Consider the following 24578-nt stretch of genomic DNA (forward strand, 5'->3'; position numbering starts at 1 on the left):
ATGGCTAATGCTATCAACATCCATCTTCCATCCTCCAACTTCAATCTCTGAATTATGAAAACAATTATACGCTATATCGTCTCCATCATATTTATCGCATCAGGATTTGTAAAAGCGGTTGACTTGAAAGGCTTTTCTTTCAAGCTGGAAGAATATTTTTCGCCAGTCGTTTTCAATCTGCCATTTTTAGAAAAATATGCGTTGGCTTTTTCGGTTATTGTTGTGGTTTTGGAACTGGTACTGGGATTTATGCTGCTAATGAAAATCAAACTGAAACAGACCATCTATGCTTTGATTTTACTCTGTATTTTCTTCGGTTTTCTCACATTTTACTCCGCATATTATGATGTGGTGACAGATTGCGGCTGTTTTGGCGATGCAGTTAAGCTAACGCCTTGGCAATCTTTTTGGAAAGACGTTGCTCTTCTGGTATTGTTAATTATATTGGCAATAATTTATAGGAAAAGAGAAGAGAGCAGTGTGGTGAGGTTTGGTAAACTTCCTTTGTTAGGTGTTTTTGTTTTGATAATGATTTTTGTAATGTACCGCGGTCTGGTGCATGAGCCGATGATCGACTTCCGGGCATATGCTATTGGTACAGATCTGGCCTCCGAAAAACAGAAAATTGATAAAAACCCGTCTCAGTACAAAAGCTTTTATTCGCTTAAAAACTTGAAAACCGGCGAGGTGAAAAAAGTCAATCAGGACGATTATATTAATAAAGAATACTGGAAAGATGCTAATTGGCAGATTGAGGAAGGGAAAACAACCTCCGAAATTGTCAAAAAAGGTTATGAATCCGAAATCTCCAAATTTAAAATTGAAGATGTCAACGGTAATAATTTTACGGATGCCATCCTTCAGGAGCCAAGAGTTGTGTTGATTTTTACCTACAAACCCAAAGAGGCAGAACCGGAACTTGTTGCAAAAACCGAAACCAAGGCTCTAACGGAAAAGGCTAAGGTCTATGGCGTAAGCACACAGCCTAGTTTTTATAAGCAAATCCCGAACTACCTGATGGATGAAGTGGCGATTAAAACTATTGCCCGGAGCAACCCGTTTGTCCTGGTTTTGGAAAAAGGAAAAATTGTTGAAAAATTAGGAGCAAAAGATTATTTAGAAAAAGATTAATTATAATAATGAGAAAATCAAATAAACCCATCGCAGGTTATCATTTATTAATGATTTTGTCTGCTGTAGACGGTATTATAAAGCCTGAGGAAGGACTCAAAATTCAGGAATATATGGCAGAGGAATTTCCTTTCCGTTTAAACCTTGATAATGAGCTGGAAACCATTCTACAGCTTAAGGCAGATGACTGGCAGAGCCATTTTGAGTTCCACGCCCAATGTTTTGAGGAAGACTCTACAGAGCAGGAGAGAAAGGATTTTATCCAGTTCGCCAAATCATTGATCAAAGCAGATAACAAGGTGAGCGATGATGAACACAAATTTTACAAACTACTAAAAAATATTTGGAAATTAAACTAAGATTATAATGAGAAAGAACATTGTTGCAGGCAACTGGAAAATGAACAAAACTTATGCTGAAGCTCAGGAACTGATGGTTCAGCTTTTAGAGTACAAAAAGAATAATAAGACCAATTGCGAGGTTTACATCGCACCGCCGGCTTTGTACCTTACAACGGCAAAAGAGGTTTTCAAAAATGGCGAAATAGGCGTTTTTGCGCAAGACGTTTCCGAATATGCCAGTGGCGCTTATACGGGCGAGATCTCTGTGGATATGCTGGCTTCGGTAGGCGCAGACGGTAGCCTAGTGTCGCATTCCGAGAGAAGGACTTACCACGGCGAAACCGACAGCCACGCCAACAGAAAAGTGAAAGCACTTTTGGATAAAGGGCTTACGCCAATCTATTGCAATGGTGAGAAATTGGAAGAAAGAAAATCCGGAAGACATTTTGAAGTGGTGAAAAACCAAACCGAAACAGCGCTTTTCACCCTATCTGCCGACGAAATCAAAAAAGTAGTCATTGCTTACGAACCGGTTTGGGCTATCGGCACCGGCGAAACTGCAACTGCAGAGCAGGCTCAGGAAGTTCACGCTTACATCAGAAGCCTGATTGCGGACAAATATGGCAAAGAAGTGGCAGATGAAATTTCTATTCTTTACGGAGGCAGCGTAAAACCGGATAATGCCAAAGAAATCTTCTCCCAACCCGATGTAGACGGCGGTTTGATTGGCGGTGCGGCACTTAAGATCGAAGATTTTGCAAAAATCATAGAAGGTTTCAACGCATAAAATGATTGAGGCGTGTCCCTTTGTTTCCCAAGTCTCAAACCTCATAGGTTATAAAAACCTATGAGGTTTACCCAACGCCCAAACAAGCGGGCCGGTCTTCGGGCAGTCGCTTTTTTTTGAGTTTTGCCATCACGGTATTCTCAAAGCATAAAACTCAAAAAAAGAGCTCCAACAATGCCCTTCGCCCTCACGCGTGGCCATAGATCATACTTTGGAATCATAGAAAATTTTGTCCCTATCCTGAATTGATCATAATGAAAATAGAACATCTAGGCATTGCCATCCAGTCTCTGGAAGAATCCGATAACCTGTTTGCCCGATTACTGGGGAAAACCAATTACAAGCACGAGTCAGTAGAAAGGGAAGGCGTTACCACCTCTTTTTACCAGTTGGGTGAGAGTAAGATTGAGCTTTTGGAAGCTAAGAATCCGGATAGTCCTATTGCTAAATTTCTGGACAAAAAAGGACCAGGTATCCATCACATCGCTTTTGGCGTAGATAATATCTTTTCCGAAATAGAAAGATTGAAAAAAGAAGGTTTTATTTTTATCTCCGAAGAACCGAAAGAAGGTGCTGATAACAAATTAGTTGTCTTCGTTCATCCCAAATCCACCAATGGTGTTTTGGTAGAATTATGCCAAGAAAAAGCATAAAATGTTTTGTGGATAGATAAAATTTGTTATTTTTGCACACACAAAATTTAACCAATTTTATGAGGTCCTATAGCTCAGTTGGTTAGAGTCCCTGACTCATAATCAGGTTGTCCCTGGTTCGAGCCCAGGTGGGACCACAATACAACCCTTGAATACGCTGATATTCAAGGGTTTATTTTTTGTAAACTAGTCGCTATGGAGCTTTTTGCAATATTCTATGTGTAAGTCACACTATTTGTTTGACAGAATTAAACCGTCATTTTGTTTTGCAAGACTATAAAATATTTGATTTAGGTATTTTGGGTGTTGGAAAGATTTGTTGAAAAGGAAAAAATTAGGTTATGGGATCCTGCGCTGACAAGTTTTTTTCACAAATACTGCATTGTAGAGATGTTTTGTAAACTTTCGTGAGGTTTGTTGGTGTTGTAATATTCCATCTATTTTGCAGTGATTTCTCGAACTTCAATGAGGTTATTGAAAATTACTGCATCCAAAACTTCGGTTCGGTATCTATGATTGAATCTTTCAATAAAAGTATTTTGTGTTGGTTTCTCAGGTTGGATATATCGAATTTCAAGTCTGTGTTTGTGTCACCATTTGGTAAATACAGAACTTGTAAATTCAGGACCTTAGCTGTTCTAATGGCTCTGGGTTTTCCACTCCCTTTTATAAACCATTCCAATAAATCGATCATATGCCTCGCTTCGATAGAAAGATTTATCTCTATCCAGATTGCTTCTAGGTTGTAATCATAAGTGATATTCAAAGTCCGGAATCCTCTCGAATGGAATACGGAGCCACTCATAAAATCCATGCTCCAAACTTCGTTGTATTTACTAGGAACTTCCAGATTCAGCCTTTCTTTTGAAACTAATCTCCTTCTACGTTTTCTTAAAAGATTTAACCCAAGCTTCTTGTAAACACAATACACCTTCTTTTGATTCCACGAGAAATCTTGATTTCTCAGACTGTGAAACATTTTCTTAAATCCATAGCTTGGATGTTTTATATAAAGGTCATTTAGACAATCAATTAGTTCTGTATCTTCCTTTCTTTGGCGCTGATAATAATAACTACTCCTTTTCAAATTCAGAGATTTACACGCATGCCGGATGTTTATCATATATTCTGATACAGGGTAATTTACAACTTATCGCTTTGTAGCAGGCTTTACCACTTTTTTGACAGACCATTTCTCAATGCTTCATGTTTCAGAATCAAATTGGCAAACAACTTCTTCAAACGATTGTTTCCAGATTCTAACTCCTTGATTTTTTGTAGTTCTCCTGTTGATGATATTCCTCCAAATTTCTTTTTTCAATCATGTAAGTTTTGGTAGTGAAAACCATATTTTCGGGACAATTCTTTTGCAGTCTTTCTCGACTCAAACTCTTTTAAAATTGCCAATATTCGGTTGTCTGTTAATTCGCTTATTCTCATATCCTAAAATTAATTGTTTTTATCGTTAATCTTAGGGCTATAATTTATTCAGTTTTTAGGGAGTCTTACAAAATTACATGTACAAACAATTCAGAAGACCAATAAAAAATCATCGGTAATCACTTTAATATCCACAACGAGTTATTTCCAAAAGTTTGGTTTAACAATTGTTTTTAGCAAACAATTAGATATTTCAATGATACTAATCTTATTTTTTTGATTGATCATTAATTCCTTTTTTGAATTATAGTTTTGAAAACTTCATAATTCTAAGAGATTTTTATTAACATTGCACAATGCCACAAAACTCCCATAGTCACCATTACGATATTATTGTTCTTGGCGGAGGTATTGCTGGAAGCAGCCTGCTTTACCGTCTTCTAAAGACGAACGCCTATGATAGTCAGCGCATTCTTTTTATCGACCGCGATTTTTCATCTGTTCCACATAAACTGATCTCTTTCTGGAATGATAAGAGCGCTTGGTTTGATGAATTTGTAGTAAAAGAGTGGACCAGCCTTAATGTTGTTTCGGCTGCAGATCAAACTATACAACTGGACCGTAGAGCATTTGCTTATAAATCTATTGATGCTTATCTGATGGTGAAAAAAATGCGGGCATATATCCAATCCTGCAATCAGGTAAAGTTCTTGAATGCTGATATCAAGCAACTCAAATCTGATGAAAATAGGACAGAAGTTCTTACCGACAAGGGCTTATTTACGGGAGGTATTATTTTCAATACTGTCATAGCAGATGCAAAAGCCGATATAGCAGACCAAAATTTTATCCAGCATTTCAAAGGTTATATGATCCGGCAGGAAGAAGATATTGATGCACAAAAAGCTACCATTATGGATTTTCGGACTTCACAAGAATACGGAACATGCTTTTTCTATTGCCTGCCATTTTCCAGCAGAAACCTTTTTGTAGAATATACTGTTTTTTCCAAAACTCTTTTGACAGATGAAGCGTATAATACCGCCATCAATACATACCTGAAAAATGTGTTGGGAATTTCCAATTATAAAATAATCAGCGAAGAAAGTGGGCAAATTCCTATGTCTAATGTTAAACTAATGCGCTATAAGAATAGAATCTTTACTTTGGGCGGCGCGGGAGGTGATATCAGAAGTTCTACTGGATATATGTTTCTAAATACACAAAAAGTCATAGACCAGATTGTTGCTGCAAAAAGCTATAAATCTTTAATAAATAATTTTAAACCTCCAATCTCTGCCAGACATCAGTTTTATGATGCCATTTTGCTAAACGTTCTCGCCCGAGAATCCTACAAAGGCCATCAGTTATTTTCTGATCTTTTTGCAAGAGCATCCGCCTTTCGCGTTTTTAGATTTTTGAATTCTGAATCTACCTTTTTAGATGAGATCAGCATCATGCTGAGTTTGCGCTACATGCCATTTATTCGTCAACTTGTAAATGTGTGCATTCAATCCTTTCGGAAACAATATCGTTTTTCCTCAAAAAAATAACTGATTGTTTTACACTATCGGTCAAAAATAGAAAAGCACATCCTATTAGAATGTGCTATAATGATTTTGGGCAATTAAAAAACCATCTATCACCTAAGATTGATTATTTATAAGCCTCTAATTTTGAAATTACTAATGCCAATCTGCCCATTGTGGGAGATCTGAGTGGAAGTGCTGCAGTAAAAATATTTCTTTTTGGATTGTGGTAAAAACATTTCCGTATCTAACACTTTTACTTTGTCCAAATAAACCTGCATATTGGTACCCTGCACCGCTATGGCAACATGCATTGTAGCTACAGCGTACTGTGCCAAGGGAAAATTAATGGTGTTATTCAAACTGGTATCACTGCTGTTATTTGTTACATTTTTGTTCCAGTAATGGATTTGCGTGTCCGTGATTGCATTATTTCCATAGGCGCCGCCAATGTAATTGCTGATGCTATTATCATGCGCAAAACCAAAACTAAAGCTTGTAAGATCTTTTGCTTCTCTGGCGTTGGTAGCGATATCAAATTCAATAGTGAAATTTTCGGGTAAAGAAACGTCTGATTTTAACTTATAGGTTGTAAACTCCTTTAGCAGCAGCCAGTTTCCTGTATTATTGGTAAAACGAATCACCTCACCAGACCCCGAGGTTTTAAAACTTCCAGGCATACTGCCCACGCTGTATTTAGCAAAGTTTTCGTCAAATATTGTTTTGCTTCCCGGTACAAATTTGTAATTCTTTGAAGCTTCCTCAAAAATGTATCCCGAAGAAGCCGCATCCTCGTTTGCTGCAACATCTTTTTTCGGTTTACCATTCAGTACCTTATTGATACTGTTGTCAACTGTCTCGTTGGCTTTTTGGTTAATTTTATTTTTAATCCTTTCAAGGAGCTGGGCTTCCATCAGACATCCTGCGGAGCCAAGCAGCATAGCCACTGTAAAAATTACTTTTTTCATAAAATTTGTTTTAGAGATAACTGCGGAAAATTTTTTTGTATTGTTACTTTTAACAAATATAAAAGAATCGACATGTTAAAAAAAATAATCACATTAATTTTACATTAATAATACTGTTTTACAGTAGGTTACATGATTATAAGTAGGGAACGCAATTGATAGATAATTTGTTTTTTCAATTTACCGCAGCATAGAGTAGATGATCCTGATACTTTCCGTCTTTCATTGGAGAAAACCTTCATACCAGATTTTTATCCTTTCCATTTGAATATAGGCTTTTTCTAGTCAATTTTGGTTGGCAATCGTTAGCTTTTCTAAACGTCAGAAATGATTTAACATCATTAATAAAACCTGATTTGCTTTATTTTGGGCATAATATTAGTTAGAAGAAATTTAAATACCAATAGAAACGAAGGAGACCTATATGAACAACGAGAATATTAACCTCTATAAACAAGCCTTAGACAGTTCCAATTCTGGCATTGTTATCACAGATAATCTGCTGGAAGACAATCCTATTATTTACTGCAACAAGGCTTTTGAAAATATCACAGGCTATACGCGGGAAGAGATCATAGGAAGGAATTGCAGATTCCTCCAGGGAGAAGATAGAAACCAAGATGAGCGTAAAGAAATTAGAACTCACATTGATAAACTGCAGGAATCCAGAACTGTTATAAGAAATTATAAAAAAAACGGTGAGCTTTTTTATAATGAACTGTTCATATCGCCTGTTGTAGATGACCAAGGTAATGTTACCAACTTTATTGGTGTTCAAAATGACATCACTTCGGAAAAAACAATCCAGCACGAGCTGAGGCAGGAAAAGGCCTCTGTAGAGAACAAAATTATCGAGAGAACAAAAAATCTTCATGAGAATGAGATGTTCCTCTCCAGTATTATTGAGACCGTTCGCGAAAGCTTATTGGTTCTGGATAATGAATTTCATGTCATAAGTGCCAACAATCATTTTTTTAAGACTTTCAAAGTGTCATCAGAGGATACAATCGGTAAAATTCTGTTTGAATTGGGTAACCATCAATGGGATATTCCTCAACTCAAAAGTCTTCTTCATGAGATTCTTCCTACTAACAATCCTATTATCGACTTTGAAGTAGAACACAGTTTCCCCAACATTGGTAAAAAAACAATGGTTCTAAATGCCTATAGGATTGAGTTTGAAGGCAGTTATAAAGATAGAATTCTGCTTGCTATTGAGGATGCAACAGATCGTAAGGAAATCGAGCGCCGCAAAGATGATTTTCTGTCTATAGCCAGCCACGAACTGAAAACACCACTTACCACGATAAAAGGTTTGATTCAGATTCTGCAGCGTTTCTCTCGGGATAACATGACAGAAAAATATTCCAATGTAGTGGACAAAATTGTCTTGCATGTAGAACGGTTGAACAAATTAATTACAGACCTGTTGGATACTTCTAAAATACAAACCGGTAATATAGAATCCCACAAAGAGCCTGTTGATTTGCGTACAGCCATTGAGTATTGTGTAGAAAACATGACTGCTGTAGATAGAAGTAAACGTATTGATCTTAAAATCGATAATGATTACACAGTGTATGCCGATGAGTTGCAGATTGTGCAGGTTATTAATAACCTTTTGTCGAATGCCTTTAAATACTCTTCCAAATCCAATATGGTGGAGATAACCGTATCCAAGGTTTCTAATTTTATAAGGGTGTCAGTCCGGGATTTTGGCATTGGGATCAGTTTTGACGAGACCAGCAAAATATTTGATCGTTTTTACCGCATTTCAAGTACTCAAAAAAACTATCCGGGTATGGGGATTGGATTATATATCAGCAAAAAAATCATCGACAATCATCATGGTGCCCTTTGGGTAGAATCTGTACTAGGAGAGGGATCCCAATTTAATTTTACACTTCCAATTTATACTAAAACCAATGACGAGAAATAACCCAAAAATATTCCTTTGTGATGATGAACAAAGCATCTTGGACGTTCTGGAAATGATCTTAGAACCCGAAGGCTACGAGATTATTGCTGAATCGGACAGTACCAAAGCCATCCAAAAAATTATTAATGAAAAACCAGATGTTATCATGTTGGATCTTTGGATGCCGGTTCTTTCGGGCTACAGTATATTAGAAAGCATTAGGAGTAATCCTGATATTGGCGATATTCCAGTAATTGTGTTGTCTGCTAGCATGCATGAAGAAGGGATGGCCAGAAAGGCGGGTGCTACCAAGTTTATTCAGAAACCATTCGATCTTAATGACATCATAATTTCTGTCAATTCATGTCTTGAGATTTAAAAATAAAATTCAGCATTCATAAGATAATATCGCCGAACTTCAAGTTAGTTTTAATTGTTGTGATAAGTTTTAATTCTCCCAGTTATTTCTTAATTTGAATATAAACTTTGATATTTTTTGTATTAGTGATTTCATAATTTGATTTTTATCAATTCATCAGACAATCTTTATCAATAAAAACAATGTGCGTCATGCCGCCATTTATCCACAAAAAATAATTAAATTGAGCCTTTAAGTTTTTAAAGGCTTTTTTATGCAGTTTCTTCAAAAGATTATTTTAGGATTATTAGAAAAACATCAGGATTTGTCCGGTCTGGACATTGTTTTACCTGGGAAAAGACCAATGGTTTTTATCAAAAGAATCCTGAAGGAACACCATTACGAAGGCCTGCTCCCCAACTTTACCACAATTGATGAACTCATCTACGAATTGTCCGATCATGTAGAGATCAAGGGGATTGCCCTATGGCTTTTCGCATTCCGGGTTTATCATCAGATAGATGCGTCAGAGGATTTTTCAGGCTTTCTCAAGTGGTTCCCAACATTACTCAAGGATTGGGACGACATGATGAAATTCTCAGATGATGATCAGAAAATCCTGCTCTGGATGCTGGATGAGGAGCGCATCAAAAACTGGGGCGAAGATCTAGGCGAAGGTGATAATCCCAGAAAAAGAAACCTCAATTTCTGGCGAAAAATGAACGAATTCTTACCACGCCTGAAGTCGGAACTCAAAAAAGAAAATCTGGCCACATCCGGGATGTTGTACCAGGAAGCTTTTGCGGAGATAGAAACGTTTGCAAGAGATACACAACGTCAATTTGTTTTTTGTGGCTTCAACGCCCTTTCAAGGGTAGAGGAGAAGCTGGTGAGGGAACTGCTGCAGTGGAATAAGGCAGAAAGCTATTTCCAGGCAGATCAATATTATATCGATGACGAGCGGCAGGAGTCCGGTAAGTTCCTGCGGGAGATCCTGAAATGGAAAGAATTCAATGACAGCAGAGATTTTAAGTGGGTGGAAAACCAATTTTCAAAACCTAAAAACATCAAAACTTACGAGGTATCCGGTAATATTGTCCAAGCCAAATTTTTACCGGAAATCCTGAAAAAAATCCCAAAAGAAGAATTGTCAGAAACTGCTCTGGTACTGTTGGATGAAAACCTTTTATCTGCAGTTTTGGACAGTTTGAGCGTGGTTGAACATGTGAATATTACGATGGGTTTTCCACTGAAAAACCTGTCGTTTAGCAATGCGGTAAAGAAGCTGTTTTATCTGCAAAAACAGCAGGAAAAAAAATCGTCAAGCTACTATTACGCCGATGTTTTACCAATTCTGGAAGAACTTCCAAACGACGAAAAAGATCAATTGGTCATTAGGAATTTTGTTGCAGAAATAGAAGAGCGCAATATTGTTTATATCTCAAGATATTTGCTGGAGGAATTGGTTGGAGACCTGAGTTATTTCCAACTTCTACAAAAACCGGATAGTTATAAAACCTTTCTGGATCTGCTCATTAAATTCTGTTACGAATTGAAATTTAAGGAACTGGATGATATCCAGTACGAAAATGTCGCATTGTTTGAGAATGTTTTTAAAATTATTAAAAACCAGCTGGAACCTTACCAGATTGAAGTTAAAATAGAAACTTTAGAAGTCCTCATTAATCAATTAGTCAATTCAGAAAGTATTGATTTTGTGGGGGAACCATTGGCAGGATTCCAGATTATGGGACTTTTGGAAACACGTCTCCTCAATTTTAAAAATACAATACTATTATCTGTCAACGAAGGCAAATTACCGCTGGGAAACACGCAGAATACCTATATTCCTTTTGATGTCCGCAAGAATTTTGGCCTCAATACTTTTCTGGAAAATGACAGTATTTATGCCTACCATTTTTACCGTCTGATTCAGGATTCCAAGAATATACATTTGTTGTTCAATGCCTTGAGTTCGGGCGTTAATACCGGTGAAAAAAGTCGTTTTGTAACCCAGCTTGAGATGGAAAGCCCACACCATATCGAACATATTATCATAGAAAATACCTCGGAGCCAATTGTTCAGGAACTGATGACGATTGAAAAAAATGAAGAAGTAATGCGCCTTCTTAGTGAATGGAAAAAACGTGTTTCGGCTTCACATCTCGTCACATATCTTTATAATCCTATTGATTTTTACCTTAACAATATTCTTAAAACCAGGGAAACCAACGAGATTGAGGAAGAACTTTCACAACGGAATTACGGAAATCTGGTGCATTATGCGCTTCAATATTTACATGAATCCGTAAAATGTAAAATATTGTTGGTTAATGATTTAGAGCTTTTAATTCAACAATCAGATTCAGCTATTGATTATGCGATAGAAAAGCTCAAACATCAGCAGGAATTTTATGACCGTGGGATGAATTATATTCACAAAGAAATCGCCAAAAGGGTAGTCCGGGAGATTGTAGAATATGATCTGGAACTTGTGAAAAATGGCGCAGTTTTGCAGATCCTGGACTTGGAAAAAGAAATCAACTGTGATTTTTATCTGGATGATGACCGCTTGGACAACGTAAGTTTTTATGGTTTTGTGGACAGGATAGACCAGCTTGACGGCATGACAAGGGTGATTGATTACAAGACAGCAAAACCCAAGAAATTAACCATAGAAATCAAAAAAGATAGGGAAGAGAAACTGCCCCAATTATTTTTGAATGAAGACTATAAGCAGGCTCTGCAGCTTTCCATTTATAAATATTGCATCACCAATTCTCTCAATATTCGTGCAGAGAATGTGGAAACAGCCATCTGGTCTTTTGCCGAAGTTAAAAACGGGCCGCAACCGCTCAACTTTATAGACATTGATGATTCGGAGGTTGAAAATTCTATAAAAAATCTGATTCTCGAAATCCTTAACCCGGACATTCCTTTTACCGAAAAAGAAAAAGCAACCTTTTAAAAGGCTGCTCGATAAAAATATAAGTGGAGATTTGGTACTTATCCAAAGGCATTGATGCCGGTAATATCCATGCCAGTAATCAGAAGGTGGATGTCATGCGTCCCTTCGTAAGTGATTACAGACTCTAGGTTGGCAGCGTGGCGCATCATCGGGAATTCTCCCATTATGCCCATTCCGCCTAGCATCTGCCTTGATTCTCTGGCAATGTCTATTGCCATTTTTACATTATTTCTTTTCGCCATAGAGATTTGTGCAGGCGATGCCTGATGCGCATTTTTCAGATTTCCCAATTGTAGGCAAAGCAACTGCGCTTTTGTTATTTCAGTTAAAAATTCGGCGAGTTTTTTCTGCTGAAGTTGGAAAGAAGCAATCGGTTTCCCAAATTGTTTGCGCTCTTTGCTATATTGTACAGCGGTGCAATAGCAGTCTATCGCAGCACCAATCACACCCCAAGAAATCCCATATCTTGCCGAATTAAGGCAGGATAAAGGTCCTTTCAAACCTTCAATATTTGGTAGCAGATTGTCTTTAGGAACCTTCACATTATTGAAAACCAGTTCACCGGTTTTGGATGCCCTCAGGCTCCATTTATTATGGGTTTCCGGGGTTGTAAATCCTTCCATTCCGCGCTCAACAATCAGTCCACGCACTTTATTATTTTCATCTTTTGCCCAAACGACGGCAATGTCTGCCAAAGGCGCATTGGTAATCCACATTTTGGCACCATTCAAAAGATAGTGATTGCCTTTGTCAACAAAATGTGTCTCCATAGAGGAAGGGTCAGAACCGTGGTTGGGCTCTGTTAAACCAAAACATCCAATCATGTTGCCAGATCCTAATTGCGGCAGGTATTTTCTTTTCTGCTCCTCAGAACCATATTCAAAAATGGGAAACATCACCAGCGAAGACTGTACAGAAGCAGCCGAACGTACAGCAGAATCGCCACGCTCCAGCTCCTGCATAATCAGTCCGTAAGAGATTTGGTCAAGTCCAGAACCACCGTATTCTTCGGGAATGTAAGGTCCCAATGCCCCAATTTTCCCCAGTTCCATCATCAATCCCGGAATATCGGCATGGTTTTGTGCCGCCTGATCTATTTGCGGCATTATGAAACTCTCCACCCAATCCCGGACAGAACCGCGGATAAGCTTGTGTTCATCAGTCAAAAGATTTTCCAAGGAATAATAATCAGGAATTTGAGTCAAAGGGTAGTAGGACATATTTTGTTTTTTCTAAAATTAAAAAATTTCCCCAACTGACCAAGGTTTGTTGCCTTAAAAATTTTGTTTTTGACTATTTACAGGTACTTATCTATTATCGGAATAACTTCCTCTGCCATCCAGCCGTAGCCTTTTTCATTGGGATGCACACCATCTCTGGAGAGTAATTGTTCTTTGTCTTCTAAAAAGCCTGAGTAAAAATCGATATAATTTAATGAATTTTCAACCGCAATATCTTTCAGGATCTGGTTATAAATCAAAACATCATCATTATACCTGATTTTTCCAGATGGTTGAATGATCTTATTAACTTTATCAGAAAACGGGAGAATACTCACCAAAAAGATGTCATTGGAATATTGCTTGGCCTTTTGAACAGCCGTTTCAATATTGATTTTGAATTGTTCCAAATTCACCAACTTAATTCCATCTTTAGAAGCTAAATCATTGGCGCCATAAGCAATAAAAATGATATTGCCGTCAGCAGCGTTCCTGGCAGCCATTTCATAAGGAATTCTTTTGGTTAAACCTTCGGTTGTTTCGCCGCCAATGCCGAGATTGAAGAGAATCAACTCATTACTGCCCTCGTTGTATTTTTGCAAGGCATATCTTTTAAGAATATCCACCCAGCCGCCAAAAACACCATCATATTCTCCGTAAGTAATGCTGTCCCCAAAGAACAATCCGTACCTCATTTTCTTCATTTTCTTAAAATTATAATCAATCCAAAATTAGTCTAATATTCTGGTGTGATTGTATAATTTCAATTAAAATTTCGAATAAAGTCTGGCCTTTTCTATCTATCAAATCATCCAGTTTTTGCTGAATTAATTTCACATTAAAAGGTTTTCCCTGCCTGATTTTGTTTTCGTAAAATTCTTTGGTTAAATCAAAACCCAAATCTTCTCTCGATTTCTGAGAATTTTTCCAGTTAATATCTGTATCAACGCCATAGAGAATGTCATCAAAACCATCCAAAGTTCCAACTGTCCAATCTTCATCTTTCATAAAAAGTTTAGAAACTTCTTTATAAAAACCGTCTAAATCTGAAAAATGACCGCCATTGATGACAGTGATTTTTTTATGATGGATTTCGTTTTTCATTTATAGATTTTATTTCCTTAGATAAATATTCCCAAACTCAGATTCCAGGCTGTATTGATTACCTGTTCCAGGTGTTGCAGAAACCAAGGTACGAAAATCATTTGTATCTTTCCCGCTTAATTTGGTGTCCAGATTACTGTAAACCTGCCCAAATCGCGTGTCAGCTGATATTTTACCGGTTTTAGGTTCCGCAATGGTTGCATCAATGCCACCAAATTTGGCTTTCACATCAATATTTCCTGCGAAATTTTTCACTTCTACCATGCCGTAAGTAGATTCGATTTGAGTTTTCAGGTATTTCGGAACTTTGATTTCTAACTCTATATTGATGTCGGCGCCATCGCTTATCGATTCAAAAGTTTTATTATTTTCTCGGGCATATTTTTGATATTCTTCCCTTGATTTAAAGACCAGATTTTCTGCAGCGTTTTTGACTTTGATTCTACGAGGGAGGTTCTTGATATCTGGGATTTTACCTTCGATTATTAATGAATTTCCTTCTTTGTTTTCGGTAATTTTAAAGGCATAATTATTTTCTTCTCCATTGATATTAACCGTCCCCGAAATCTGAACTTCATCTTTGTCCCAAGTGCTGATTTTAATCAACTGAGGATAATCGAATTTGAAAGAAATCTTCTGATCCTTTGTTGTGGGAAAACTTCTATTAATCTTTGTTTGCGCTGTAATGATGCTAAAAATGCAAGTCATTACAAAAAAAATCAGCTTTCTCATTTCGCTCTCAAATAGATTTTACTGTAATCTGAACGAAGTTCTATATCCGTTCCGCCGCCATTCACTTTTCCGACAAGATCATTCCCAAAACGAACCAAATCATCGCTTGATTTTTTTTCCTGTTCAATTTTAAAATCCGGGGAAATATAGATTTCACCATACGACGTTGTCGCTTTCAGATTGGCTTTTACCGATTTTGGAAGGCTGACATCTGTATGTCCGTAAACCGAAATAATAGATAAAGGACCTTTCACATTTTGGCTGAAAACCGCTTCTACATTTCCATAAATAGATTTTACAGTAGCTGGTCCCGTAATGTTTTCTAACTGTACATTGTTGTAAGTTGAAGCGATCTCGATTTCGTTTTGCATGTTTTTAAAAACCACTTTTCCGCCATATTGGGATTGATGTTTGAAAGAAACGATCACATTCTCAGGAACTAAAATTTTGATGGATGGCGCTGAGATTTTTTTCAGTGGATTAACTTCCAAAATACCGTCTTTTTCAGAAACATTGATTCCAAGACCGGTATTATCAATAAGTCCCAACGAATTGACAGCCTGCAAACCTTCTGCACGTTTATCTTCTGCGGGAACTCTGCCTTCCAAAGAGAAAATAATTTCATTGCCTTTGTAACCTTCAACCGTTACTGCTCCAAGGTTGACGAGTAATTTTCCTTTGTTCTTTTTGACTTTATATGTCTTGGTATTTTCTTTTGTTGTAATGGTTTGATCGGTCTTATCCTGTGCGTGGAAAGAAACTGTCATCAAAGCCAAAATGATTAGATATAACTTGTTTTTCATAATGTCTAATTTGTTAATAATTTACTGAGTTTATTTAAATAAAAGCTTTTAATATTTCATTAGAACAGCATAGGCTTCGTCTTTTACAAAGGCTACTGTTGTGGGATCCTGGGTGAGAGCTACAAGTTTTTTATTGACTTCTGCGCTAAGCTCAGAGGATTTTTTTTCAGCCAAAAAAGTGATCAATTCTTTCTGCACCATCGGGTCATTTTGGCGCACAAAAATTTGCTGAATTTTACCATTTACAAGGGGATTTTGTTTTTGTGTTTCCAAAGCTGAAACTGCAGCTAATCTTACATTGGTGTTTTCATCTGAGATGGCTTTTTGAGAAAGGAGATTGATTATTTCTGTGTCATAATAAGAAAAATCCCTTACCAAAGCTATTCCTTGTAATCTGGAACTGGCGGAAAATTGGTTATCTATCAGTTCTATCACGGTTGTTTTGTCAAAATAATTTTTGTCTTCTATATTAACATTTGGAACAAAATCCTGGTCTTTAATTGATTTATTTTGATGATCAGAATAATGGTTTGCTATAATTTTTTCCGTTGTATGTTTGCTATCAATCTGTTTTTGTTCTATTTCCGAATCTTTTTGAGTAACTGGAATATTGTCAATAATTTCATTTACTTTTTTCGGAGTTTGTTGAGTTGAAACCAGCATTTTATCGTTTTCTTTTTCTGGCCAGAGATTAAAAATTCCTAAACTTAAAATAATTGTAACCGAAGCGGCGATTGCCCAATTTTTCAAAGAAAATAACGATCGTGTTTTCCCAACACATGGCGTAGGACTTTCCAGTTTGGACATTATTTTGTCAAACATTTCGTCAGGAACTTCAAGGTTGTCAAATTCCTCTCGATGGTCTTTTATATATTTTTTAAGCGGATCTTTCATTGTGGTCTTTTGGACTTAATTTTTCAAATATTTTCTTTTTAGCACGGTGATAGTAGCTCCTCACCGTTCCGTGCGGTATGTTGAGGATTTTTGCTATTTCTTCCTGTGGCATTTCCTCGAACAGAAAAAGGTTAACAATCGTTCTGGTCTGCAGCGGGAATTCGGCAATAGTTTCCTGAAGTTCTTTAACCCGAGATTCCATCTCTAGCTTTTCTTCCAGCTCTTCGTCATTAATATCTAATATTTTCTCTTCATCAATCTCAGCAAAATAGATTTTATTTTTCCTGAGAAAATTGAGCGATTGATTAATGGCAATTCTTTTAATCCAACCTCCGAAACTTTCTGCATTTTTCAGGGATTTAATTTCAGAAAATGCTTTCACAAAAACCTCCTGAAGAATATCTTCTGCATCTTCCCTGTCATTAACAAGACGATAGATGGAATTGAAAACAGCTTTAGAATATCGGTGGTAGAGTAGAGAATACCCAGAATTGTCCCCGGAACTGCACCGCTCCAACAATTCTTTATCACTGATATTTTCTGTTTTTGTCGTCAAAAAGTTATTCGTTTTTTTCTGGTTCTATATAGTAGACGCAAACCATTTCCAAATGTTGCAGTTTTTTGTATTTTTTTCTGATTTTTTAATTATTCTTCACAGAGTTTGGATTCTATAGGTATCTTAAAAATATCGATTTTTTCTTTTTCTGTTTTGTTGTAAATTTCTTTGGCTTCTTTGCTATCCACGCTCAAACCGTGATAGACATAAGTAAAAGTATTATTAGGAGAATTGAGATTGGCAAAAATCATCGACGGGTCTTTTTGATATTTGCTCCAAAATGTTTCCCACTTTTTAGGCGTGAGGCTTACTTTGGAATCGTGAGCATTTCGGCCTTCAATATTATATTGTTCTTTGGTAAGTCCTTTGATTTCGAAAATAAAATTTTCTTCCGAATCGGATATTTTAAGAATCAGTCCCGGTAATCCAAAAAACTTGTAAGGCCCATCACTAATCGGGATTTCATTAGTAAACCACGCAATCCATTTTCTGCCACCAAAATCCGTTTCAGCTTTCTGAACACTATAATTGAATAACTTACTTTTATCTTGTTGAATCTTCCAAATTGGTTTGCATTTGTAAGTCGTTAGATATACTTTGTCAAAAAAGTTTTCTTCCGTAATTGTGGTTTGAGATTTCAAATCCTTAAAAATTAATGGCTGTAATTTCCATTGTACTTTTGGACTCGGAAAACTTCTGCTTCCTTCATCCACAAGTTTGGTTTTTATGGAATCATATTTAAATTTTGCCAATGATTCGAAATAAGAATTCTCTTCATTTTTTAATAGAGCGGTTAACTCCGTATTGTAATCTTTTGATTGTTCTTCTGTTTTCCATTTGAAGTCATAAATGATTTTATATGACTGGGAATATATTGCGAGGGAGTATGCCAATGTACATAAGCTTAATAATAGTTTGGGTTTCATATAATAGTTTTTGATGGTACTATTATTAAGATGCAATACTGTAAAGAATGTTGCAATTTGTCTTAGAAAAACAAAATGACCGCCACTAGCAGTCATTTTTTATTTTTTTATAATATTATTTAAATAAATGTATCAAATAAGCCAGTAAAACCAAACTACATTTATAAGTTAGCATTCCTAAAAAGAAACAAATAAATCCTTTTACATAATTGATTATTTTTTTTCCTCCAAAAAATTGTCCCATAGCAAATACTATGTAAATCTGCCCCATATACGCACCAATTTGAGAAAAGATTAATAATCCAGTTGATTTTCCTATCAGTAAAAAAAACAAAAGAAAAATAAAAAATACACCGAAGATGTAAGAGAGTAATACAAAGATTTCAAAAATATTATAGCCTTTTTTGTAAAACAATAGCTTTGTCCATAATGCCATAAAAAATCCAATTAACATCGCAGAATAGGATAGATGAGAATTAATCCAATTATTTATAACTTCAGTATCAAGAGTTTTTTGCCATTCTGATGCTTTTCCAAAACCTTTTACATTGAAAACTGAAATTTCAATATGAAAAAAGTGGATAATTAAGGTATAAATAACCGCTGAGAAAACCAAAAATACAATTGGTTTTACATATTTTTCACGATTCTCTCCAAGATATTCTCTGACAGCTTTTCCCGGTCGAATCAAAACTTCTTTGAAAGTAAAAGGAAAACCTTTGTCAAAGTGTAAAAGATGCTGTATCTCGTGCGATATGTATTTCGCGTCAATTCTTTTGATTTCTTTTTTAGGCTCAGAAGAATGTTCTTCGTTCATTGGTTAAAGGTTTGTTTTTTCTAATTGTAGTTGCTACAAAAATATAAACTTATTTGTTAAATCATTATTAAAAAACCTCATAGAATAAGGTAATCTATGAGGTTTGATATTTTTATTTGAAGTATTCGACTCCGTTTTTGAAGATGTTGTGGTAATTCGCAGTTGGAATATTTTTAAACAAACCTTCTGCAAAACGCTCTGGGTGTCCCATTCTTCCGAAAATCTTTCCGCAAGGACTGGTAACCCCTTCAATTCCAAACAATGAATTATTTGGATTAAATGGCATTCCGTGAGCGATATTTCCTTCTAAATCCAGATATTGCGTGGCAATCTGTCCGTTTTCATACAGCTTCTGGATTTCAGCTTCAGAAGCCATAAAACGACCTTCTCCATGTGAAATCGGAATGGTAAAGACCTGATCTTTCATTCCTTTTAACCAAGGCGATTCGTCATTAACAACTTTCACGTTTACCATTTGAGAAATATGTCTTCTGATAGCGTTATGAGCCAAAGTAGGAGAGTTTTCATCCAAATCTTTGATTCTTCCGTAAGGCAGCAACCCGGATTTGATCAACGCCTGGAAGCCGTTACAGATACCGATAATCATTCCGTCTCTGTCTAATAATTCATGTAATGCATTTCTCATTTTTTCGTTTTTCAAAACGTTCACAATGAATTTTGCAGAACCATCCGGTTCATCACCTGCGGAGAAGCCTCCTGAGAAAGCCAAAATCTGAGAAGTTTTGATCTCCTCAACCCAAGCATCAATACTTTCATCCAATAATTGGTGATTGATATTGATTAATGGCAAACTGCTGATCACAGCTCCTTCTTTTGCAAATGCATTCAACGTATCATACTCACAGTTTGTTCCTGGGAAAACCGGTGCAAATACTTTTGGCTGAGCGATTCTGTGCTTTTTAATGATGATATTTCTTGGATTGATAGAATTTAATTTTTCATCCAATGCAACCGTGATTTTTTCTTTTTCAACCGTTGGGAAAAGATTCTCAAACGTATTGGTGTTAGCTGCTAACAATTTTTCAATGGCAAATTCAGCACCATTAATTTTAATAACATTTGAATCTCTAACTTCTCCGATTAACTTCAGGTTTACAAAACCTAATTCTTCTTTAGATTCAATAATCAAGCTACCGATATTTTTAGCTAATAAAGCAGTTTCATCAACTGTAATTTCAGCGCCTAATCTATTTCCGAAGCTCATTTTTGCTAAAGCAACGGCAACTCCGCCTTCTTTCACTGTTTTCACAGAAGCTATTTTTCCAGCTTTGATGTTTTCGAAAATGAATTCAAAAGTTTCTTTTAAAGCATCGTAATTCGGAAGTCCGTTTTCCTGAGCAACGTGATTGAAGAAATACACTTTATTTCCTTCTCCTTTAAATTCAGGAGAGATGATATTTTTCTTTTGTCCATCAGCACAGGCGAAAGAAATCAATGTTGGTGGAACATTCAAATCCTGATACGTTCCACTCATTGAATCTTTACCTCCGATTGCAGCTAAACCGAAGTTAATCTGGGCATCGTAAGCTCCTAAAAGCGAAGCTAAAGGTTTCCCCCATTTTTCAGGGTTCTGACCTAATTTTTCAAAATATTCCTGGAAACTGAATCTGATATTTTTATAATCGCCACCCATCGCAACGATTTTCGCAACACTTTCTACAACGGCATAAGAAGCTCCCAACAAAGAATTCTGCTTAGAAATCTCTGCATCGAATCCCCAACTCGCCAAAGAAACTGTTTCAATATCTTTTGCTCCGATAATTGGCAATGTCTGAACGCTTCCTTCCATCAATGTCTGCTGATATTTTCCACCTAAAGGCATCGCAACCGTAGTTGCACCAATCGATGAATCGAACATTTCTAGCAAACCTTTTTTGGAAGCTACATTTTTATCGCTTAATATGTTTAAGAAATTCTCTTCATTAAATGCAGGACTTTCTTCTTTCACTTCATTAAGGTGAGTAATTTTAACTTCCTGACTTTTTAAACAACCGTTTGTATCCAAAAATTCTCTTGAAAGGTCAACAATCTTATCGCCTTTCCAGAACATCTGCATTCTTCCTGAATCTGTTACTTTTGCAACTTCAACTGCTACAATATTTTCAGCTTCACAGAATTTGATGAATTGTTCTTTATCTTTTGGTTCAACTACAACCGCCATTCTTTCCTGAGATTCGGAAATAGCTAGTTCAGTTCCATTTAAACCTTCATATTTTAAAGGTAAAACGTCCAAATTTACTTCCAACGAATCAGCGATTTCGCCGATCGCTACAGAAACACCTCCGGCTCCGAAGTCATTTGATTTTTTAATTAATCTCGTTACTTCCGGATTTCTGAATAAACGCTGGATTTTTCGCTCTTCCACGGCATTTCCTTTCTGAACTTCCGAACTCATCGTGTGAATTGAAGTTTCGTCTTGTTCTTTCGAACTTCCGCTTGCTCCACCAACACCATCACGACCCGTTGCACCTCCCAAAATGATAATAGAATCGCCAGCTTCAGGCTTTTCACGTCTTACCCAATCCACAGGAACCGCTCCGGCAACAAAACCAACTTCCATTCTTTTCGCTTTGTAGCCTTCATCATAGATTTCAGAAACCATTGTAGTCGCCAAACCGATTTGGTTACCGTAAGAAGAATATCCGTTGGCAGCCTGTTTTGTGATTGTTTTTTGAGGTAATTTACCCGGTAAAGTCTGATCTACAGATTCTAAAACATCAGCAGCACCTGTTAATCTCATCGCCTGAAAAACGAAAGAACGCCCAGACAAAGGATCTCTGATGGCACCACCTAAACACGTTGAAGCCCCTCCGAAAGGCTCAATTTCTGTCGGGTGATTGTGCGTTTCATTTTTGAATAATAAATACCATGGTTCTTTTTTACCATCATATTCAGCTTCAATCTGGATCGTACAAGCGTTGATCTCATCCGAAACCACCAAGTTCTCCAAATTGCCTGTTTTATGGAAATATCTTCCGCAAACGGTCGCCAAATCCATTAAAGAGATTGGTTTCAATTCGCGTCCTAAGAATTTTCTTTTCTCGATATAATCGTCAAAAATTGTTTGTAAAGTTTGTTTGAAATCACCTTCAAATTCAATATTTGACAATTCTGTTTCAAATGTTGTGTGACGGCAATGGTCGCTCCAATAGGTATCCAAAACTTTAAGTTCAGTTTCTGTAGGATTTCTTTGCTCCGACTTAAAATATTCCTGAATAAATTTCAAATCATCCAACCCTAATGCGAAACCGTGAGAAATATAAAATTGCTCTAATTCATCCGAATTAAACGAATTAAAACCTTCGTGAATAATCACTTTTGATGGTGTTTCTTCCGCAGGAATATCCAAAATTGATAAATCTTTTTCCTGAGACTCCACTTTATTAATTAAAAGATCTTTGATTTTGACTAAATCGGTATCATTGATTCCTTTTATTTCTATTAACTTACCGCTACGAACTTTTGATTTCTCATTCCCAGTCAATAAAGCGATACACTGTTGAGCAGAATCTGCACGCTGATCGTACTGTCCCGGTAAAAATTCTAATGCGAAATGAATTTCCTTTGCAGGATTTTCTTCGATTAAAATATCCGTAACCGGATCCACGAAAGTGCTATTAACCACCTTTTCGAATTCGCCGTCATTCAGACCAAAAATATCGTAAACATTATACACTTTTACGCTTTGGATTGACGGAACGACTGCTTTTATTTCATCAAAAATTTTTGGACTTTCCACATCGAAAATTCCTCTTTTTTCTACGAAAATTCTTTTGTTTTGAGACATTAGATGTCAGGTATTTATTAGATTTATTTTTGTTTTAAAATTGTCATCTCAGAATCAGTTTTATATTTACTGATATTCCTAAGGAATTACAACCAGAGCTTTTGACTTTAATAAAATGTGCAGCCCAAAAGACTGCACAATATTTACACTTTAAGGTCAGCTTCCAGGCCAATCAAATCCTGATTAGCATCAATAATCGGCTGAACTTCATTAGCAATGAATTCTTCCGTTTGAATTGGTGCAAAACCGATGAAATTTTTAGGATCCAGAACCTCTTTTAATTTTGATTTATCTAGTTTTAAAGAATTATCATTAAGGATTCTTTCGATAAGGTCGTTTTCCTTACCTTCTTCTTTTACCTTTTTAGAAGCTTCCATAGAATGAACTCTGATCACTTCGTGGATTTCCTGACGGTCACCACCAGCTTTCACCTCTTCCATGATGATGTATTCTGTCGCCATGAAAGGAAGTTCTTCCCTAATATGTTTGTTGATTCTGTTTGGATAAACTACGATTCCGTTCATGATGTTATTCCAAATCAATAAGATGGCATCAACAGCTAAGAAAGCCTGAGGGATTGTTAATCTCTTGTTTGCAGAATCGTCCAAAGTTCTTTCAAACCATTGTGTTGAAGCGACCATTGCAGAACTTGTCGTCAAAGACATGACGTATTTTGCCAATGCTCCGATTCTTTCACTTCTCATGGGGTTACGCTTGTAAGCCATTGCCGATGAACCGATTTGGTTTTTCTCGAATGGTTCTTCAATTTCCTTCAAATTTTGAAGAAGACGTAAATCGTTAGTAAATTTATGAGCAGATTGCGCGATATTCCCCAATAAAGCCACAACTTTAGCATCGATTTTTCTATCGTAAGTCTGTCCGGAAACTCCGAAAACTTTTTCGAAACCGAATCTTTTTGACAATTCTTTATCTAAATGTTTTACTTTAGAATAATCTCCGTTGAAAAGCTCTAAGAAACTCGCAGCAGTTCCAGTTGTTCCTTTTACTCCTCTGAATCTCAATGTTTCCAAGAAGAAATCCAATTCTTCGATGTCTAGGACTAAACTTTGTAACCAAAGTGTTGCTCTTTTTCCAACGGTCGTTAACTGAGCTGGTTGGAAGTGCGTAAATCCTAAAGTCGGAAGGTCTTTGTACTGAATCGCAAAATCAGAAAGATTTTTCATCACGTTCACCAACTTTTTCTTCAAAATCAAAAGTCCGTCACGGATTTGAATCAAATCTGTATTATCTCCTACAAACGCCGAAGTTGCTCCCAAGTGAATAATTCCCTTTGCTGAAGGAGCTACATCACCATAAGCATGAACGTGAGCCATCACATCGTGACGGAATTTTTTCTCATAAGCTGCCGCAACGTCATAATCAATATTTTCAGCATTGGCCTTCAAATCAGTGATTTGCTCATCTGTAATGTCTAGACCAAGGTCTTTTTCTATTTCGGCAAGGGCAATCCAGAGTTTTCTCCAGTTTCTGAACTTGTTGTCAGGCGAAAAATTAAACAGCATCTCTTCACTGGAATAGCGCTCTTCCAATGGATTTTTGTAGGAATTCATTTATTACTTTTTACTTTTATTAGATACACAAAATTAAGAAAATTAACTCATTGCATAAAATCAAATTAAAAAGTAGAGGTGGATTTAACTAATTCATCATTTTGAAATCAAAAA

Annotated in this window: 21 protein-coding genes, 1 tRNA gene and 1 pseudogene; 9 read left to right on the forward strand and 14 right to left on the reverse strand. The window is 36.4% G+C overall.

Translation table 11 applies throughout. The annotated features are described in order from the left end of the window. Positions 1-54 precede the first annotated feature (54 nt). The 5 genes from AC00Y6_RS07765 to AC00Y6_RS07785 all read left to right on the forward strand — a co-directional run bounded on the left by AC00Y6_RS07765 (position 55) and on the right by AC00Y6_RS07785 (position 3049). On the forward strand, positions 55-1131 hold the full coding sequence (locus AC00Y6_RS07765) for a BT_3928 family protein (protein WP_474490052.1): 1077 nt from the start codon (positions 55-57) through the stop codon (positions 1129-1131). Positions 1132-1139: 8 nt separating this feature from the next. Next, entirely contained in the window at positions 1140-1490 is a 351-nt protein-coding gene (locus AC00Y6_RS07770; RefSeq protein WP_474490053.1) for a tellurite resistance TerB family protein, read from the forward strand. 7 nt (positions 1491-1497) lie between these two features. Further along, a complete protein-coding gene (gene tpiA, locus AC00Y6_RS07775; RefSeq protein ID WP_474490054.1) occupies positions 1498-2259 on the forward strand; it encodes a triose-phosphate isomerase in 762 nt (253 codons plus the stop codon). Between the two features lie 254 nt (positions 2260-2513). Beyond that, entirely contained in the window at positions 2514-2912 is a 399-nt protein-coding gene (mce, locus tag AC00Y6_RS07780) for a methylmalonyl-CoA epimerase (protein WP_474490055.1), read from the forward strand. A gap of 63 nt (positions 2913-2975) precedes the next feature. Beyond that, positions 2976-3049 (forward strand) — tRNA-Ile (locus tag AC00Y6_RS07785). A 300-nt stretch (positions 3050-3349) separates the two neighbouring features. On the opposite strand, the gene AC00Y6_RS07790 is transcribed toward AC00Y6_RS07785, so the two are convergent. Both AC00Y6_RS07790 and AC00Y6_RS07795 read right to left on the reverse strand, forming a co-directional pair. Continuing rightward, positions 3350-3484 carry an integrase core domain-containing protein gene (locus tag AC00Y6_RS07790; protein ID WP_474490118.1) on the reverse strand — a complete coding sequence of 45 codons (135 nt, stop codon included), beginning with the start codon at positions 3482-3484 and terminating at the stop codon, positions 3350-3352. Positions 3485-3801: 317 nt separating this feature from the next. Beyond that, positions 3802-4035 (reverse strand): annotated as a pseudogene (locus AC00Y6_RS07795) (IS3 family transposase); the annotation flags it as partial. 613 nt (positions 4036-4648) lie between these two features. On the opposite strand from AC00Y6_RS07795, the gene AC00Y6_RS07800 reads away from it, so the two are divergent. Further along, positions 4649-5845 carry a lycopene cyclase family protein gene (locus AC00Y6_RS07800; protein ID WP_474490056.1) on the forward strand — a complete coding sequence of 399 codons (1197 nt, stop codon included), beginning with the start codon at positions 4649-4651 and terminating at the stop codon, positions 5843-5845. A gap of 107 nt (positions 5846-5952) precedes the next feature. Here AC00Y6_RS07800 and AC00Y6_RS07805 read toward each other — a convergent pair whose 3' ends face one another. Beyond that, complete coding sequence (locus AC00Y6_RS07805) at positions 5953-6789, reverse strand: hypothetical protein (RefSeq protein WP_474490057.1); 837 nt, start codon at positions 6787-6789, stop codon at positions 5953-5955. A gap of 424 nt (positions 6790-7213) precedes the next feature. On the opposite strand from AC00Y6_RS07805, the gene AC00Y6_RS07810 reads away from it, so the two are divergent. From AC00Y6_RS07810 to AC00Y6_RS07820, 3 genes are all read left to right on the forward strand, one after another. After that, a complete protein-coding gene (locus AC00Y6_RS07810) occupies positions 7214-8728 on the forward strand; it encodes a sensor histidine kinase (RefSeq protein WP_474490058.1) in 1515 nt (504 codons plus the stop codon). Further along, a complete protein-coding gene (locus AC00Y6_RS07815; protein ID WP_474490059.1) occupies positions 8715-9086 on the forward strand; it encodes a response regulator in 372 nt (123 codons plus the stop codon). Before AC00Y6_RS07810 ends, AC00Y6_RS07815 begins: the two co-directional genes overlap by 14 nt. 253 nt (positions 9087-9339) lie before the next feature. Next, positions 9340-12033 (forward strand): PD-(D/E)XK nuclease family protein, encoded by a 2694-nt coding sequence (locus AC00Y6_RS07820; protein ID WP_474490060.1) that lies wholly within the window; start codon positions 9340-9342, stop codon positions 12031-12033. 38 nt (positions 12034-12071) lie between these two features. On the opposite strand, the gene AC00Y6_RS07825 is transcribed toward AC00Y6_RS07820, so the two are convergent. The 11 genes from AC00Y6_RS07825 to purB all read right to left on the reverse strand — a co-directional run bounded on the left by AC00Y6_RS07825 (position 12072) and on the right by purB (position 24464). Then, entirely contained in the window at positions 12072-13253 is a 1182-nt protein-coding gene (locus tag AC00Y6_RS07825; protein ID WP_474490061.1) for an acyl-CoA dehydrogenase family protein, read from the reverse strand. 77 nt (positions 13254-13330) lie between these two features. Beyond that, complete coding sequence (locus AC00Y6_RS07830) at positions 13331-13957, reverse strand: SGNH/GDSL hydrolase family protein (RefSeq protein WP_474490062.1); 627 nt, start codon at positions 13955-13957, stop codon at positions 13331-13333. Between the two features lie 16 nt (positions 13958-13973). Then, on the reverse strand, positions 13974-14357 hold the full coding sequence (locus tag AC00Y6_RS07835; RefSeq protein ID WP_474490063.1) for a barstar family protein: 384 nt from the start codon (positions 14355-14357) through the stop codon (positions 13974-13976). Positions 14358-14366: 9 nt separating this feature from the next. Next, on the reverse strand, positions 14367-15065 hold the full coding sequence (locus AC00Y6_RS07840; protein ID WP_474490064.1) for a hypothetical protein: 699 nt from the start codon (positions 15063-15065) through the stop codon (positions 14367-14369). 20 nt (positions 15066-15085) lie between these two features. Next, entirely contained in the window at positions 15086-15892 is an 807-nt protein-coding gene (locus AC00Y6_RS07845) for a DUF4097 family beta strand repeat-containing protein (protein WP_474490065.1), read from the reverse strand. A gap of 48 nt (positions 15893-15940) precedes the next feature. Continuing rightward, positions 15941-16786: a hypothetical protein gene (locus AC00Y6_RS07850; protein WP_474490066.1), complete on the reverse strand. Its 846-nt coding sequence runs from the start codon at positions 16784-16786 to the stop codon at positions 15941-15943. Then, the gene (locus AC00Y6_RS07855; protein WP_474490067.1) at positions 16770-17342 is read right to left on the reverse strand and encodes an RNA polymerase sigma factor; all 573 of its coding nucleotides are present in this window, start codon (positions 17340-17342) and stop codon (positions 16770-16772) included. The genes AC00Y6_RS07850 and AC00Y6_RS07855 overlap by 17 nt, the downstream gene beginning before the upstream one ends. Positions 17343-17431: 89 nt before the next feature. Further along, positions 17432-18364 (reverse strand): GLPGLI family protein, encoded by a 933-nt coding sequence (locus AC00Y6_RS07860; RefSeq protein WP_474490068.1) that lies wholly within the window; start codon positions 18362-18364, stop codon positions 17432-17434. A gap of 19 nt (positions 18365-18383) precedes the next feature. Further along, on the reverse strand, positions 18384-19085 hold the full coding sequence (locus AC00Y6_RS07865) for a DUF3667 domain-containing protein (protein WP_474490069.1): 702 nt from the start codon (positions 19083-19085) through the stop codon (positions 18384-18386). 112 nt (positions 19086-19197) lie between these two features. Next, positions 19198-22893, reverse strand: a complete 3696-nt coding sequence (locus tag AC00Y6_RS07870; RefSeq protein WP_474490070.1) for a phosphoribosylformylglycinamidine synthase — start codon at positions 22891-22893, stop codon at positions 19198-19200. Between the two features lie 143 nt (positions 22894-23036). Continuing rightward, positions 23037-24464, reverse strand: a complete 1428-nt coding sequence (purB, locus tag AC00Y6_RS07875) for an adenylosuccinate lyase (protein ID WP_474490071.1) — start codon at positions 24462-24464, stop codon at positions 23037-23039. Positions 24465-24578 lie beyond the last annotated feature (114 nt).

The organism is Epilithonimonas sp., assembly GCF_056329745.1.